This is a genomic window from uncultured Succinivibrio sp., assembly GCF_902756765.1.
GTDB lineage: Bacteria > Pseudomonadota > Gammaproteobacteria > Enterobacterales > Succinivibrionaceae > Succinivibrio.
In genome coordinates this window covers 1-13,307 of record NZ_CACVSS010000010.1, presented here as the reverse complement: position 1 = coordinate 13,307, position 13,307 = coordinate 1, and the positions used below count along the sequence as shown (strand labels likewise).

The window sequence follows — 13,307 nt, the reverse complement described above, 5'->3', positions numbered from 1 at the left end:
TCCTCTATGAATCTGGTGTAATAGATGTAGAAATGTTTATATATTTACATTCAATATGATCAGGAATATCTATTTGTTCTGAGATATTGGTTAAAAAGACCTGACATCTACAATCTATTAAATCATCTAACAAAAGATGTCTAGAGTGTGGATCTAGCTCAGAATTGAGATCATCAATCAAGAAAATACAGTTATTGCCGCTTTGCTGTCTAAGCAAAAGGCTCTGCGATAATCTCATAGCGCAGACAAGTAATTTTAACTGTCCTCTAGATAAGGTATCAGATGCTAAAAATCCGTTGCATTTAACCCTTAAATCCGCACGGTGACAACCATAAAAAGTATACCCTAAAATGCGGTCTTTTTCAAGATTTAAATCTAGCGCAGAGCGCAACTGCAAGCCATTTTCCCACCCTTTTTGGAAATTAAAATCAAACTCAAAATCAGGTAAAAACTGCTGCAGTTTTTCTCTTAAAATCGGATACAGTTTTTGAAGATATTCTTCACGAATTGAGGTGATATTTTCACTAATTGAAGAAAGAGCATCATCCCAAAGTTGAATTTCTTCTACAGAGGCATTTTTCTTTAAAAGGAAATTACGTTGAGAAAGTAATTTCTTGTAATTCATCCATAACTGTTTAAATTCTGGATATAGATAATATATTCCCCAGTCAATGTAGCTTCTGCGAAGTTCAGGAGATCCAAGTATTAAATCTATTCCCTGAGGATGAATAACCTGAACACTTATTCTATCAACTAGATCTAATAGTCTTGAGGAATGTTCTGAATTCACAGAAACCATCATTCCCTTGGATCTGGATTTGAATCTTGAAATACCAAGTGTATCCTCAAATTCAGACTTATCAGCTTTGACCTTTGCAGAAATAGTTATCGATTCTGTTCCTTTTCTAATTAAAGAAAGATATTTGCTGGTTCTAAATGAACGTCCTAAACCAAGATAGGAGATTGATTCTAAAAGAGAGGTCTTGCCAGAACCGTTTGGTCCATATATAAGATTAAAACTACTTGATGGTTTGATATCAAGATAAGAAATATTACGACAGTTCTGAACGATGAGTCTGGTGATATGCATAAAGATTAATTGCGAAGAAAGGATATTCTTCGCAATACGTTAAATTTAGACCACTACCTTACTGATAATATAGCTAGCGTGCAGTTCGTTATTGTCTGAAGCGTCTGATTTAATCAGAACATTCAGCATAGGCTGGCTGAAGCAGAATAGGACATTATCAGTCTTGATTACATTCAGAACATCTCGAACATACTGACCATTCAGAGAAATCTCAATTGGAGTCTGTGCATCAGGTAAAGCCAAAGATGCAGTAGCAACTTCATGCTCTGAATTCTCTGATCTAAGATCTACCTTTCCGTTACCGAAGCTAAATGATACACCGTTAACACGCTTGGATGACAGCACAGAAACCTGCTGTATAAGCTTGTTGAAAGTAACACGAGGAATAGAGATTGTAGTATCGATGGACTTTGGAATAACAGTTCTTACATTAGGGTATCCACAGTTGATAAGCTTAGATGCAAGCGAAAAGTTATTACATGAAGTTCTTACAGCATTCTTGGTAAACTTTAGAACAACCTCTGATTCACCAGAATCATTTAAAATCTTTGATAACTGAGCCGCACATTTCTTGGTAATAATGGCACCGAATGAACCTGATGAAGCATTCTGGGTTGAAAGCTGTGTCTCAAGAATAGCCATTCTGTGACCGTCAGAAGTGAAGATTTCAAGTTTTTGACCATTCAGTTCAAAACGGATACCTTTCAGATAATCACGGAAGTCCTCATTGGAAACGCAGAATACTGAAGAATCAATAATTGACTTCAGCAGACACTGTTTAATGGTGATTTCCTGCTCAATATCCTCAAGCTCAAATGAAGGGAAATCAATTGATGAACGGGTACGAATTTCAAATGAGGTATTTCCATCTGAAATAACCAGCACATTCTTGTCTTCATCTAGAGTAATTGAAACAACACTGTTAATATCAAGGTTACTTAAGGTATCACGTAACTTGTTGGCATTAACTGTAATCTCACCGTCAGACTCAACATCATCCAGAGGAATAATGGTCTTAAGCTCAATATTGTAATTTGTGGCTTTCAGATTAAGGGAATTCTCAGATACATTAATAAGAATATTCTGGGTAATATCCTCTTTATTAGGAGCTGTTCCTGCAATACCAGCAACCTCATCAAGCTGTTTCTTTAAATTAGATAGTAGGACTCTGAATTTCATCTGATAAACTCCACAATTACTCTTTCTTCAGTGACAGGATCAGTCTCTGATAAATTGCAGACTGTTCTTCTCGATCATCACTGATTCTTTCGCGAGTACGTTTTATTGCTTCATGCACAGAGGAATGATCTTTGTTAAAGGCTCTTCCAATGTCATTTAATGATAAGTTCGGAATAAGATCATTTGCAAGTGTCATAGCCATAGAACGTGCTAGAGATGTAGCTTTCTTTCTCTCAGCAGATTCCATTGAAGTTACTGTAACTCCATATTCCTTGGCAACACGATCTTTAATAGCATCGATACTGGTTACCTGTCTGTCAATATTAACCAGGTTGGAAAGTAGTTTTACAGCATCATCGCAGGTAATCTGCTTACCGGTAATTTCAATATGCTGCTTAAGAGTCTTGATTGCGCCTTCAATCTCTCTAACACTTGATCTGATGTTATTGGCAATGTAATCAACCACATCATGGTCAAGCTGAATATCAAGCTCCTTACATTTACGTAAGGTAATTGCTGCACGGGTTTCAGCTGATGGGGGATAAATCTCTCTACATACACCAGAGCCGAATCTTGATACCAGACGAGGATGGAAATTCTTAAGATTACCAGGAGCAACGTCAGATGCCAGAATCAGCTGACTGCCAGGTTTATCCAGATAGTTGGCAATAATCTCGAAGAAAGTGTCTCTAGATTTCTCACCTTTGGTAAGAGACTGAATATCATCCATGATGAACACATCGTGCTGTGTGAATGAATCCTGGAATTTTACCTGCTCATCAACATGACCTGTTTTAGACATGGATTCAACAAACTTTCTGATAAATTCCTCTGCACGGATGTAAACAACAGATATCTCTGGCTTAGTTGCTCTGATTCTGTTGGCAATAGCCCATAATAAATGTGTCTTACCTAATCCTGAACCACCATAAACGTAGAATGGGTTGTATGATTCTGAGCCTGGATTCTGGGCAATTTTCTGAGCAATTGCATATACCAGGGAGTTCTCAGGATCAGTAACATAGTTTTCAAAGGTCTTATCTGGATTAATGTTATCAGCTCTACCCATAGGATGAGCAGAAACCGGCTGCTGAACAGGAGCCGACATGTTACCGTTCTGCTGAGAAATAACCTGGGTTGGATTAGGATTGAAGCCATTTACTGACTGATTATTTGGTTCACCCTGATAGCCATAATTTGCTGGCTGAGCTGAATTAGTATTCTGTGAATTCTGAAGTTCACTTGCTAAAATAAGCTTTAAACCAAGACTATTGTTGCCTAATAATCTTGAAATCTCCATATATAAAGAAGGAGAATATTCAGACATCAGTTTCATCATAAAATCGTTATTACAGATAAAACATAAATCTGAACCAATAATTTGAATAGATGCCTGGAATTCAATTAAACCGTAAATAGCCTGTTTCTCCGGATCATTAATAGACTGTTTACAACTTTGAATAGCGTCATGCCAGATTTGAACCAAATCCATAAAAAAACCTATCTTTTTATAATAATAATTAATATCAATTAATCAAAAATATCATTCAATTAATAATGGCGAATAATTTTACCACATATTCGTGTTGACCTTAAGTATATTTACAATGTAAAATACCGTACTTTGTGTTAGTGGTGATTAATGTAATTAATATTCACCTTATGTTGTTAAGGCGGTTGTCCCGTCGTTGGAGTTACAAATGAAGCGTACTTTCCAGCCAAATGTTGCTAAGCGTAAAAAGACCCACGGTTTCCGTGTTCGTATGCGTACTGCTGACGGTCGTAAAGTTTTATCACGTCGTCGTGCAAAAGGTCGTAAGCGTTTAACTACTGTTAATGGCTAATAATACATTTCCTCGGTCAGTTAGAATTCTAACTTCCGAGGAATACGACAAGGTTTTCAAAAATCCAGTCCGTGCAAGTGTCCCAGGAGTACTTGTTCTTGCAAGAAAAAATGAGGAGAATTGCGCTAGACTGGGTTTAGTCATACCAAAAAAAGTGTTAAAAAGGGCAGTCTGGAGAAATCGTGTTAAGCGAATAGCCAGAGAAACCTTTAGATTAACACAGCATTCTCTTCCAAATATTGATTTGGTTGTTTTAGCCAAACCAAAAATAGAAGAAATCAGCAATTCTGAACTGAGTGCAATTTTTAGACGATTATGGCTACAAATATCTCACCGTTTGGAAAAATAGCGATAGCTCTGATCCGCTTCTATCAAATCTTCATCAGTCCTTTGTTAGGGCAGCATTGCCGTTTTTATCCTAGCTGTTCTCAATACACTCTTGAAGCAATAAGAGAATGGGGTGTTTTAAAAGGAATCTACCTGGGAATAAAAAGGATTTCTAAATGTCATCCTTTAAATCCTGGCGGACTTGACCCTGTACCAAGAAAATACAAATAAATCTATTAGGATTTTTCCAAAATGGAACAACAAAGAAATCTGTTATTCATACTTTTACTTTGTGCAGCCATGTTCTTGTTCTGGGACTGGAATGCTGATAAGGCCAATGCACAGAAAATGGCTGATCAGGCAGCTAACCTGCAGTCACAAGAAATCAGTGCAGATAGCGGTCTTGGCAACCTGATTAAAGTTGCTAGTGATAATTTAGAATTAACCATCAACCTAAAGGGTGGTGATATTGTTGATGCTAAGTTATTAAAGATAAAGCAGGAACAAGATAAGGAAGATCCTTTCCAGTTACTAATGACCACCCCTCAGTTTAAATATCAGGCTCAGAGTGGTTTAGCTGGCAAAGACGGTATTGATAACAGAGAAAGACCAGAATTCAAGGCTGAAAAGACAGAATACGTAATTGAAGATGGTCAGAACAACGTTACCGCAAATATTACCTTTGAAAAAGATGGCGTAACCTATACCAAGAGCTTCTCAATTGACAGAAACTCATATGTTGTTAATGTAAGCTATCTTGTAAACAACAAGTCTGAGAAAGATTTAAGCCTATGTATGTACGGTCAGCTAAAGCAGACAGCTGATGATTCATACCTGCAGAACAATTCAGGTTTCGGTATGGTAGCAAGTGCATATAGAGGAACCGCTTATTCTTCAGATGAAAGCCGTTATGAGAAAAAGACTCTTGACGATATTATCGAAGACAAATCATACAACGTAACCACTAAAGAGGGTTGGGTTGCTATGATTCAGCATTATTTCGTATCCTCATGGATCGGTGGTGATAACAACGTTAACAACGTTATCTACTCAAATCATGCTGATAACAACACAAGCGCTATCATCGGTATCAGAACTGATGCTGTAAATGTTGCAGCAGGCAGTGAAGCAAAGCTTTCAAGCAAATTATGGATTGGTCCTAAGGATCAGGACGCAATGGAAAGCGTTGCCAAAAATCTTGAGCTTACCGTTGACTACGGATGGTTATGGTTCATCTCAATTCCTTTATTCAAGATCCTTGCATTTATCCATTCTCTGATTGGAAACTGGGGTTTCTCAATTATCGTCCTAACCATGATTGTTCGTGGTGTAATGTTCCCATTAACTAAAGCTCAGTACACATCTATGGCTAAGATGCGTTTACTTCAGCCAAAACTGATGGAATTAAGAGAGCGTTACAAGGATGACAGACAGAAGATTGGTACTGAGACCATGAAGCTGTACAAGAGTGAAAAGGTTAATCCTTTAGGTGGATGCTTACCATTACTTATCCAGATGCCTATTTTCATTGCATTATACTGGACTCTAATGGAATCAACAGAGCTTCGTCAGTCAAGCTTCATGCTATGGATTACTGACCTGTCTGTAAAGGATCCATTCTTCGTATTACCTATTCTTTACGGTGTGACAATGTTCTACCTACAGAAGATGTCACCAACCCCTGTAACAGATCCTGTACAGCGTAAGGTATTCATGGCAATGCCATTTGTATTTACCTTTATGTTCTGTACATTCCCTGCAGGTCTAACTTTATATTGGCTTGTTTCAAACTGCTTCACTATTCTGCAGCAGTACGTCATCTTCAGATCATTAGAAAAGCGTGGTTTGAGCATGAAGAAGCAGCCTGTTTCTAAATAGTATTATTTATGGCAACAATCGAAGATACTATTGCAGCAATTGCCACTCCTCCTGGTAGGGGTGGCATTGCCATTATTAGGGTCTCAGGTTCCAAGGCTCTAGACGTCGCAAAAACACTTACCGGAATCACTCCAAAACCTCGCCAAGTCTATTTCAAGCAATTTAAACTGAATAATGAAGTCCTCGATGAGGGTGTTGTTATTTATTTTGCTTCACCAAATTCTTACACAGGGGAAGATATTGTAGAGTTCCAGGGGCACGGTGGTAATGTATCTCCAAAACGTGTTCTAAACGGGATTCTGAGTATTGAAGGAGTAAGACAGGCACAGCCAGGTGAATTCACCAGAAGAGCTTTTCTGAACAACAAGATGGACCTTGCAGCTGCAGAGGCAGTTGAAGATCTGATTTCTGCCGGTTCAGAAAGTGCAGCTAAGGCAGCACTGTCATCGCTTGAAGGTAATTTTTCAAAGAATGTTAATGAATTAACTGATAAAATTACCAATTTCCGTGTAAGAATTGAGGCTTGCCTTGATTTTCCTGAAGAACATGAAGATTTTTACGAATCAGGAAAAACTGATAAAGAACTTGATGATATTGAAGCTTTGGCTTCCAAAACCATCAGAATCGCAAATCAGGGAGTAAAACTCAATGAAGGAGCAAAGATAGTTCTTGCAGGCTCTCCTAATGCAGGTAAATCAAGTCTCCTGAATGCTCTTGCTGGAGCAGATAAGGCGATTGTTACAAATATCCCAGGAACAACAAGAGACGTTCTAACTGCTCAGGTTGAGATTGAAGGTGTACCGGTAACAATTACAGATACAGCGGGTATCAGAGATAAGCCATCAGATGAAATTGAGGCCATAGGCATTCAGAAAGCTATTGATGAACTAAAAAAGGCTGATCTAGTACTGTTCATGATAGATGGTTCAAAACCACCTGTTGATGTTATGGAAACCTATACAAAGGTAAAGGAATTCGAATCAAATACCAACAGAATCATGGTGATATTATCTAAAGCCGATAAAGATCTCTGTCCTGATGTAAAAGAGCTGTTATGCTCAGAGCCATTCAAGGAATTAAAGCAGGTAAGAACCTCAACTAAGACAGAAAGCGGTCTGGATGAGCTTAAGAAGGTCCTGGTGGATGCTTTGGGCATTATGCCTATTGAGGGGGTCTTTATCGCACGTAGACGCCATATAGCAGCTCTTGAGAAGGCCTACGAGTATATTGTTAAGGCTAAGGAAATTGTTGCCACAGGTGATCTTGTATTATGTGCACAGGAAATTCGTCAGGCTCAGGATTATCTTGGTGAAATTACTGGTACCGTTACCTCTGATGATATTCTAGGAAAGATTTTCAGTACCTTCTGTATTGGAAAATAATCTATAACTTCCAGATGTCTGAATCTGGAAGTTTTGTCTTTAAAACTCTCGTTATTTAAAGCCTTCCATTAAGATAACTTTATTCTGCTTCAATGATTCCTGAACATTGATGATTCTCTGATTTGTAGAACCTCTAAAATCAATGTCCATAGATTTCTGTGCAAGAACAAAAGGACCATCAACCAGAACATCAAGCTGATCTAAAAGCTTTCTATAGATAGGATCAGATACCAGTTTTTCATAAACAAAACCGGAGTAAGACCAAAGTGAATACCCTTTTTCCCTTAAAATCTTAGCGAGAATACTTAAAGTACCAGCCTGAATAAAAGGTTCACCACCAGAGAAGGTAACACCTTTAACCAGAGGATTGTTAATAAACTCATCGTATAAGACTCTAAGTTTTACATCCATACCACCATCTAAAGACTGTGCCTGTGGATTATGGCAGCCTTTGCAGTGAAAAGGGCATCCCTGAGTAAATATCACATAACGAATGCCTGGGCCATCAACAATAGATTCGTTAACAGCACCAGCAATTCTTAGAGTAGTTTCATCAAGTATTGATAGATCTGAGTTGGGCATTTTACCGGTCTTCTTAATGAAAAAACGCCTTCTCATCCAATCTTATGATTAGACTCAAGGCGTATGAGAACTAAAAGATGTTTAGTTAAACATGCATGTGTTTTACACGATCTCTTTCTTCAGCCTTTTTGCCATCATTAAAGCGATCAAGTGTACCAACCAAATAACCGGTTACACGTCTAATTCTCTCGAATTTAACACCTTCACCGACAATACCGTTACGAGCATGTAGTCTAGTTTGCATTGTTCACGTCCTCTTTTAATAAATAATAAAACTGCTGTAGTTTGTTTGCTTAAATTTTATTGGTTAATAAAACTGTTAACCGGTGCAGATGCATCCAACACCTAGCTTACGTAGTCTTTCGATGCTTACACCCTCGCCATCCTTACGACCGCATCTTGGGCATGTATCTCCAATAACTCCAACGTAATTACATACAGGACAGCGATCAACAGGATGGTTAATAGAACCATAATTTACACCGCATTCCTTCATGTAGAGAATTACGTCTTCGAAAGCTTTTACGTTCTTGGTTAAATCACCATCCATTTCAACGTAGGAAATAGAACCTGCGTTGCATAACTCATGGAATGGACCTTCAGTTTTAATCTTTTCTGCTGCAGATATTTCGTAGTAAACAGGAACATGGAAGCTGTTGGTATAGTAGTCCCTATCTGTTACTCCCGGGATGCTTCCATATAGTTTTCTATCCAATTTAACAAAACGTCCTGACAGACCTTCTGCTGGGGTTGAGAACAATGAGAAGTTCAGACCAGATTCAACCATCTTTTTGTCTGTTAACTCTCTCATGTGTTTAATAATCTTGTAACCTAAATCGTAAGCTTCCTTACTTTCTCCATGATGCTTACCGATAAGGGCAACAAGACACTCAGCTAAACCAATAAATCCTACAGAAAGAGAACCGTTTTTGATTACATCCTCAATTGTATCTTCAGGATTTAATTTTTCAGAGTCAATCCAAACACCCTGTCCCATTAAGAAAGGATAGTTTAGAACCTGCTTTTTAGCAATGATATTGAATCTATCCATCAGCTGATCGAAGACCATATATACCATTTTGTCTAGTGAATCAAAGAATTTACTGATTGATCCATGAGCTTCAATAGCAAGACGAGGTAGATTTACAGTAGTAAATGACAGATTTCCACGGCCAGGAATGATTTCCTTGGTCTTATCATAATAGTTACCGAATACACGGGTTCTGCATCCCATTACAGCAAGTTCTGTCTCAGGATGGCCTTCCTTGTAGTACTGCATATTGTATGGAGCATCAAGGAATGAGAAGTTAGGGAATAATCTCTTTGCAGATACCTTGCAGGCAAGTTCAAATAAATCAAAGTTAGGATCACCAGGCTTGGTATTAACACCATCTTTAACCTTGAAGATCTGTACCGGGAAGATTGGAGTCTCACCGCCTCCTAAACCGGCATCAGTTGCCATCAGAACATTCTTCATCAGCATTCTCTGTTCAGGAGTAGTACCTGTACCATAGTTGATGGATGAGAATGGAACCTGAGCACCAGCTCTTGACTGCATTGAGTTCAGATTATGAATCAGAGCTTCCATTGCCTGATAGGTTTCTCTTTCAGTAAGCTTCAGAGCTTCACTTAAAATATAGTCAGCATCTGAATCAATATTTGATGATTCATACTTAGCCAGAAGTTCTCTAACCTTTTCCTTAATAATAGCGGTAACTTCATCTGAAAGACATGTTTTATGTTCAGCATAAAGCTCTTTGCAAAGATCCTTTAATTCCTTTACATCAACATCATCATTTCTTAGACAAACGCAAAGAACCTTACATAAGTGCTTTGAATATGAAATAGCAACGTATGGAGCTAAATCGTACTCAAATAAAGGAATAGACTGACCACCATGCTGATCATTCTGATTTGACTGAATAGCAATACAGCATAATGCTGCAGCAGACTGAATTGACTGAGGTTCACGAAGGAAACCATGACCGGTGCTGAAACCACGCTCGAACAGACCTTTCAGACTGATCTGGCAACAGTTGATGGTTAGCATATAAAAGTCTAGATCATGGATATGAATATCACCTCTTGAATGAGCAATTGAGTGCTCTGGACGCAGAACATATCTGCGAACATAATCTTTGGCACCTTCAGAACCAAATCTTAACATCAGACCCATTGGAGCGTTTGCATCAATATTTGCATTCTCTCTCTTAAGATCCATGTCAGCTGTGCTCTTAGAGGTAAGATCTCTATAGATCTTTGTTAAATCATTATTGTAGGTTCTAACCTTTGTTCTGTTCTGACGGTACAGAATGAAGTTCTTGGCCTCTGCAGCCATACCTTCTTTAATAAGAACCTTCTCAATAATATCCTGAGTATTTTCAACAGAAGGAGCTTCTAGATTCTGTTTTTCAATCTCGTTTACAACCTGACGGGTAAACTTGTTAACAAGTTCCTCTTCATAAGCAGATGTTGATTTATCGTCTGGATGTGCTGAAATTAGTGATTTTCTAATCGCATTGGCTATCTTATCTTCATTGAAAGATACCTTTCTACCATCTCTTTTTACAATAAATCTGATCATACTTAAGTCCGTACTTCTAAAAGAATTTTTTTTTCTTAAAAATTATATATTTAGAATATAAATATATATAATTCAACAAGTTAGTTATTAAAACATTGTCTATATTATGTACAATCATCCCCCCTAATTCAAGGCAAAAAAATTCTCTCTCGCCTCTTGACAGAATTTTATCTAAAATTAAATTTAGTTATCTTGACAATAAAAAAAGTTCTACAAATTATTAGGTTAGGTGATTAAAGTTGATAGATGTATTCTGTGATGTGATCGATAATTTTGGCGATGCAGGCGTATGTTTGAGACTCTGCAGGGATTTTTCAAAAAAAAATTATGAAGTGCGTCTCTTTTGTAATAATGTCAATATATTGAACAAAATCACAAATTCAGAAGATGATTCAAACCGATTTTTAAGCCTTTTTTCATGGTCTGATAACAACATGGAATATGAGCCTTCAGAGGTGGTAATTCAGGCATTTTCTGTAAGACTTCCAGACAATCTAATAAAAAAAATCAAATACAGACACTCAACTGTAGTTAATCTTGAATACCTCACCGCGGAACCCTTTGCAGAAGACTGTCATAAACTCCCATCCTATGCAGACGGATTTGAAAGTTTTTTCTTTTTTCCAGGCTTTACCAGTAAAACAGGCGGAGTAGTTATAGAAGAAAGCTTTTTAGAAAAACTAAAGAGGGCTGAAAACATTAAATCAAACTGTCTGACTTTGTTCAGCTATGAGAATCAAAAAGTTAAAACAGTTATCAATGCATTAAACAAAGAGAATTTAATACTCAATATATTTGAAGGAAGGGGATTAAATAACTTTAATAACCTGCTTAACTTAAACCTTGCTCCTGGAGACATTTATAAATTAAACAATCTTACAGTCAAGGTTTTACCGATGGTAAGTCAGGATGAATATGACTCATACCTTATAGATTCAAAGCTTAACCTTGTAAGAGGAGAAGACTCTATCGTAAGAGCAATGCTTACAGGTAATCCTTTCTTATGGCACATCTATCCGCAGGAAGAGGATGTCCACAAAGATAAGATAGAGGCACTCTTTGACAGAATGTCAGAAGTCTGCAGCAGTAAAAAGGATGTAGAGATACTTAGACATCTGACTCTAAGCTACAACGGATTTTCAGATTATCTGGACAGTTTCGATCTGCTCGGCTTTTATGAAAATTGGAAAAAACTATCAAAAGAATGGTCAGAACATCTTATTTCTCTTGGATCACTTACTGATAATCTAATAACTTTCCTCAAAACCAAAACAGATTTTTAATGCAAAAACAAAGTGATAAATAGAAATATAGTAAAAAATTCATTCAATAGATAAAAAAGTTATCTAAAGATAGTATACAAGCCTTCAAATCTGTTAAAATGTCACGTTATATTTTCACTCTTGTATAATAGAGTGACATTCAGAAGATGCTCTGTGTAGTTCACACTAATTTAGCGTTTAAATTGTTTAAATCAGTTTAATTTAATGGCAGGGACCGCATAAGACATCATCAACAATATTTTTTATTTATTGTTAATGGCTGGATTAAAGTCCTTGCCGAAGATTTAAATTTAATTATTCAAAGGGTTTAATAATGAAATTAGCTCAAGAAATCCGCACTGGCAACGTAATCATGTTAAATGGCAATCCAATGGTTGTTCAGAAGACTGAGTACAGCAAATCAGGCCGTAACGCTGCAGTTGTAAAAATGAAGTTAAAGAACCTGTTATCAAACGGTGGTACCGAGACTGTTTTCCGTGCTGACGACCGTTTAGATGACGTTGTTCTAGAGCGTAAAGAGTGCACCTACTCATACTACGGTGATCCACTATACGTATTCATGGATGAAGAATTCAATCAGTACGAGATTGAGAAAGATAACATGGGTGATGTTCTAAACTACCTAGTTGACGGTATGGAAGATATCTGCCAGGTTACTTTCTACAACGGTAAGGCTATCTCAGTTGAATTACCTATCACCATCGTTCGTGAGGTTGAGTACACCGAGCCTGCAGTTAAGGGTGATACCTCTGGTAAGGTTGTTAAGCCAGCTCGTTTAGCTGTAACCGGTTATGAAATCTCAGTTCCAGATTTCGTAAACATCGGCGACAAGATCGAAATTGATACTCGTACCAACGAGTTCAAGAAGCGTGTTTAATTTCGATTAAATATACACTTCAAAAAAGCTCATCATCTGATGGGCTTTTTTAATATCTCACCATTAATATCTCTCAAACAAATTCTCAAAAAATAATAAAAGAATATTTAAATATTCCTTTCCATTTGGTTGTAAAATCAGCTTCACAACTACATTATTTATGGAGCGTGTTTTTGTTTAATTTCATGCATGGTTGGTTAAGCATTTTTAGGCATCCTTGGAGTTTTAGATACAACCTCAATTATATGTCTAATGCTTTTACCTCTCATGCGGTTAGTAAA

Annotated in this window: 13 protein-coding genes; 7 read left to right on the top strand and 6 right to left on the bottom strand. The window is 37.3% G+C overall.

The genetic code is table 11. The features are described 5' to 3' along the window. Positions 1–4: 4 nt before the first annotated feature. The 3 genes from recF to QZU45_RS02640 are packed head-to-tail and all read right to left on the bottom strand — an operon-like array spanning position 5 to position 3,761. Positions 5–1,090 carry a DNA replication/repair protein RecF gene (recF, locus tag QZU45_RS02650; RefSeq protein WP_295351244.1) on the bottom strand — a complete coding sequence of 362 codons (1,086 nt, stop codon included), beginning with the start codon at positions 1,088–1,090 and terminating at the stop codon, positions 5–7. A gap of 45 nt (positions 1,091–1,135) precedes the next feature. Further along, positions 1,136–2,269: a DNA polymerase III subunit beta gene (dnaN, locus tag QZU45_RS02645; RefSeq protein ID WP_074838328.1), complete on the bottom strand. Its 1,134-nt coding sequence runs from the start codon at positions 2,267–2,269 to the stop codon at positions 1,136–1,138. Between the two features lie 16 nt (positions 2,270–2,285). Further along, a complete protein-coding gene (locus tag QZU45_RS02640; protein ID WP_295351240.1) occupies positions 2,286–3,761 on the bottom strand; it encodes a chromosomal replication initiator protein DnaA in 1,476 nt (491 codons plus the stop codon). Between the two features lie 208 nt (positions 3,762–3,969). On the opposite strand from QZU45_RS02640, the gene rpmH reads away from it, so the two are divergent. The 5 genes from rpmH to mnmE are packed head-to-tail and all read left to right on the top strand — an operon-like array spanning position 3,970 to position 7,700. Next, positions 3,970–4,113: a 50S ribosomal protein L34 gene (gene rpmH / locus QZU45_RS02635; RefSeq protein WP_031490834.1), complete on the top strand. Its 144-nt coding sequence runs from the start codon at positions 3,970–3,972 to the stop codon at positions 4,111–4,113. Continuing rightward, positions 4,106–4,462, top strand: coding sequence for a ribonuclease P protein component (rnpA, locus tag QZU45_RS02630; RefSeq protein ID WP_074943001.1), 357 nt, complete (start codon positions 4,106–4,108; stop codon positions 4,460–4,462). Before rpmH ends, rnpA begins: the two co-directional genes overlap by 8 nt. Then, a complete protein-coding gene (gene yidD / locus QZU45_RS02625) occupies positions 4,429–4,671 on the top strand; it encodes a membrane protein insertion efficiency factor YidD (RefSeq protein WP_295351235.1) in 243 nt (80 codons plus the stop codon). Before rnpA ends, yidD begins: the two co-directional genes overlap by 34 nt. 21 nt (positions 4,672–4,692) lie before the next feature. After that, positions 4,693–6,318 (top strand): membrane protein insertase YidC, encoded by a 1,626-nt coding sequence (gene yidC, locus QZU45_RS02620; protein ID WP_295351232.1) that lies wholly within the window; start codon positions 4,693–4,695, stop codon positions 6,316–6,318. An 8-nt stretch (positions 6,319–6,326) separates the two neighbouring features. Next, on the top strand, positions 6,327–7,700 hold the full coding sequence (mnmE, locus tag QZU45_RS02615) for a tRNA uridine-5-carboxymethylaminomethyl(34) synthesis GTPase MnmE (protein WP_295351230.1): 1,374 nt from the start codon (positions 6,327–6,329) through the stop codon (positions 7,698–7,700). 51 nt (positions 7,701–7,751) lie between these two features. On the opposite strand, the gene nrdG is transcribed toward mnmE, so the two are convergent. The 3 genes from nrdG to QZU45_RS02600 all read right to left on the bottom strand — a co-directional run bounded on the left by nrdG (position 7,752) and on the right by QZU45_RS02600 (position 10,866). Continuing rightward, a complete protein-coding gene (gene nrdG / locus QZU45_RS02610; RefSeq protein WP_295351227.1) occupies positions 7,752–8,282 on the bottom strand; it encodes an anaerobic ribonucleoside-triphosphate reductase activating protein in 531 nt (176 codons plus the stop codon). 85 nt (positions 8,283–8,367) lie between these two features. Next, positions 8,368–8,526, bottom strand: a complete 159-nt coding sequence (gene nrdD, locus QZU45_RS02605; protein ID WP_074838306.1) for an anaerobic ribonucleoside-triphosphate reductase — start codon at positions 8,524–8,526, stop codon at positions 8,368–8,370. Positions 8,527–8,601: 75 nt separating this feature from the next. Next, a complete protein-coding gene (locus tag QZU45_RS02600) occupies positions 8,602–10,866 on the bottom strand; it encodes an anaerobic ribonucleoside triphosphate reductase (protein ID WP_295351224.1) in 2,265 nt (754 codons plus the stop codon). 239 nt (positions 10,867–11,105) lie between these two features. Between QZU45_RS02600 and earP the strand changes: the two genes are divergently transcribed. Further along, positions 11,106–12,149: an elongation factor P maturation arginine rhamnosyltransferase EarP gene (gene earP, locus QZU45_RS02595; protein ID WP_295351221.1), complete on the top strand. Its 1,044-nt coding sequence runs from the start codon at positions 11,106–11,108 to the stop codon at positions 12,147–12,149. A gap of 313 nt (positions 12,150–12,462) precedes the next feature. Next, positions 12,463–13,026, top strand: a complete 564-nt coding sequence (gene efp, locus QZU45_RS02590) for an elongation factor P (RefSeq protein ID WP_031490844.1) — start codon at positions 12,463–12,465, stop codon at positions 13,024–13,026. The last annotated feature ends 281 nt before the right edge of the window (positions 13,027–13,307 follow it).